This is a genomic window from Methylobacterium sp., assembly GCF_019750675.1.
GTDB lineage: Bacteria > Pseudomonadota > Alphaproteobacteria > Rhizobiales > Beijerinckiaceae > Methylobacterium.
This window is the reverse complement of sequence record NZ_JAIEOF010000240.1, coordinates 1-3143: the sequence shown is the minus strand read 5'-3', so window position 1 is coordinate 3143 and position 3143 is coordinate 1. Positions and strand designations below refer to the sequence as shown.

2 protein-coding genes are annotated in these 3143 nt (G+C 69.8%); one reads left to right on the top strand and one right to left on the bottom strand.

The features are described from left to right. Positions 1-1422 (top strand): autotransporter domain-containing protein (locus K2X24_RS12380; RefSeq protein ID WP_292498428.1); only part of this gene is annotated, 1422 nt, incomplete at its 5' end. 121 nt (positions 1423-1543) lie between these two features. Here K2X24_RS12380 and K2X24_RS12375 read toward each other — a convergent pair. Beyond that, positions 1544-2959: a bifunctional 2-polyprenyl-6-hydroxyphenol methylase/3-demethylubiquinol 3-O-methyltransferase UbiG gene (locus tag K2X24_RS12375; protein WP_292498425.1), complete on the bottom strand. Its 1416-nt coding sequence runs from the start codon at positions 2957-2959 to the stop codon at positions 1544-1546. Positions 2960-3143: the final 184 nt, after the last annotated feature.

Sequence of the window (3143 nt, the reverse complement as noted above, 5' to 3'; positions counted from 1 at the left end):
CAGATCGGCGGCGGCACCGTCTCGGTCTCCCTGGAGAACGCGCTCAGCCCCTTGAGCCCCACCGAGACCCGCAGCCTGCTGGGTCAGCGCTACACCATCCTCACCGCCACCGGCGGGGTCAGCGGGCGCTTCGACGTGTCGACGCCGCGCTACACCTTCATCGGCACGGACCTGTCCTACGGCGCCGGCACCGTCGACCTCTCTGTGGCGCGCAACGCCACCACCTTCGCGTCGATCGGCGCCAACCGGAACCAGGCCTCGGTCGGCGCAGCGGTGGAGGGGCTCGGGGCCGGCAACCGGATCTACGAGACGATCCTGGTCACCACCGATCCGGGCAGCGCCCGCGGCGCCTTCCAGTCCCTCTCCGGGGACATCCACGCGAGCCTCGTCTCGGCCGAGTTCGAGACCGCCTTCTTCGTGCGCGAGGCGATCCTCGACCGCCTGCGCTGGGGACCGACGCCGGGCTCCACGGAGGCCACCGATTACGGCCTGCTGCCGGCCACCTACACCGCGGACCTGCCGGGTCGGGCCGCGCCGGTCCCGATGCGGGTGGTGGATTCCCGCGTGTTCGGCGTCTGGGGCCAGGGCTTCGGCAGCTTCGGGCAGGCGCGAACGGACGGCAACGCCGTCAGCCTGTCGCGCCAGACCAGCGGATTCGTGCTCGGCGCCGATGCCAGGCTCGAGAACGGCATCCGGATCGGCGTCGCGGGGGGCTATTCCAACACGGGGCTCGATACGCCCGGCAGCCTGCAATCGGGCACCATCGAGAGCGGGTTCGGCGGCGTCTACGGCGGCTACGAGTTCGGGACGGTGTCGCTGCGCCTCGGGGCGGTCTACGCCGACAATTCGGCGCGCCTGCGCCGCAGCGTCGCCTTCGCCGGTCTGGCCGACAGCACGAGCGCGCGCACCGGCGGCGACACCATCCAGGGCTTCGGCGAACTCGGCTACCGCTTCGCCTTCGCGGGCCAGCCGGGTGCCGCACCGGGCGGTTTCGCGCTGGCCTACATCGAGCCCTTCGTGGGGGGCGCCCTCGTCAGCATCGGCCGGGATCGCCTGACCGAGACCGGCGGGTTCGCCGCGCTCACCGGCGCCGCCCAGACCTACGATATCGGCACCTCCACGGTGGGCCTGCGCGCCCAGGCGAGCCTCGACCTCGGCTTCGGCGCTCCGGTCTCGCTGCGCGGCCTCGTCGGCTATCGGCGCGCCTACGGCGACGTCGTGCCGAAGGCGCTCCTGGCCTTCGGCACCGGCCCGAGCTTCCTGACCGCCGGCCTGCCGATCGACCGGGACGCCCTCGTGGCGGAGGCCGGGCTCGACGTCCTCGTCGGCCGGGGCACCACCCTGGGCGTCGCGTATACCGGGCAGGTCGGTGACCGTGCCCAGGACCACGCGGTGAAGGGCAACTTCACCTACCGGTTCTGAGACGAACCCGATCGCGCACGCCGCCCCTGGTCCCCGGAGCACTCGGACCCGGACCAGGGGCGGTCTTTCGAACGATCGTCCCGCGCCGGGACCGGCCGGCGCGTGAAAGCCGGGAGCCCGATCAGGCGCGCCGGCACAGAACGGCGACATCGAGGTTTCCGACGAAATCCGGAATGACGTCGACGACATTGAGGTGCTTGGACCAGGCCCGGCACGTGTAGTCCTGGGTCTGCACCGTATGGCGACCGTAGGGGCCGTCGGAGATCTTTCCCGCGAGAGCCGGATCGATCAACCGATCGTCGAAGCCCGTCGTGGTCCAGTGGTGCCAGAAGTCCGGCCCGCGGAAGAACGACGACCAGGCGACGGAACGCGACCCGCCGAAGGTGATCAGCGCGACGCCTTCCGGCTTGAGGAGACGGCCGATCTCATCGAGCCAGGCGGCCTGCCCCTCGGCGGAAAGGTGCGTCATCACCGAGAGTCCGAAGATGCCGTCGAAGCTCCCCTCCGCGAAGGGCGTCGGCGGCAGGAGGGGCGTGGTGCGGAACTCGCCGCCGAGATACTCGCGGCACCAGGCGATGGTCTCGTCGTCGATGTCGGTTCCGCACACCCGCGCGGCATCCCATTCCTGAACGAAGTGGCGCGTGACCCGGCCGTGCCCGCAGCCCCAGTCGAGCACGGAGACGCCGTCGCGGTTCGCCACCCCGTAGCGGCCGAGGAGGCTCTCGATGGCCTTGAAGGCGCAATGGCTCGTGAATGTGACGCTCTGGTCGTTGGACCAGGTCTGCACGCGGGTCAGCTGGCTGCCGTCGCGGGGCAGCCCGATCCCGGCATCGAGACGGGTCGGGACGAAGACCCGCCGCCCCAGGATGTCGCCGACCTGGCGCCCGTCCAGGTCGAGGGGATTCCCGTTGTCGTACGCGAAGGTGAAGCTGAACGGATCGGAGCCCGGTTTGCAGGCGGGCAGATCGATGACCACCCTGAAGGACGAAAGGTGGGCGTTCGGCCAGTACCAGAAGTGCTTCCCGAAGGAGACCGAGGGCAGCGGATACTGGAATTCGTAGGCGACCCCGGGCCCAAAAATCACCCGCAGGGCACCGGGATCGCCCGCAGGCGGCAGGTGCTCGCCCGCGATGACGAGGCGGGCACCGTCGAAGCTCAGCCAGGGGGTTGCCTGGAACGGCAGGGAATGGACCGCGAGCACGTCGCGGGCCGTCAATCCGAACGGGTTGACGATGGGCGGGCGCGGCGGGACCGTAAGGCGCGCGAAGCACGCCTGGTCAGACGATCCCCACACCTCGACCGTGGTCTCGGCCGGGACGATCACGGGTGGCAGCTGGCACGTGAAGCGCACCAGACCCTCGACATGCGTGACCGGAACCGTCGCCCAATGGCGGCCGTCGCACCGCACCGTGACCCGGGAAGCGATCTTCTTGCCGGTGAAGGTGCCCACCAGCAGGTCGCCCGGATCGAGGCGCAGATCGAGCTCCCCCGACTCGGAAGCGACGATGCCGGTCTCGATCGAGGTCGGTGCCACCATGGTTCGGTCATTCCTTCGAGGGAGATCCGGCCGTGCGCAGTGCGCTTGAAGGAATTCTCCTATAAGGCGATTTTTTCTCGTAATTCAATAGATACGGTGATTCGCGCACATCCCGGTCGCGCGCCGATCTCCGGCTCGATCGGCCAAATCGGGTCGGCGACCGCGTGCAAAGCGCGTGCATGGG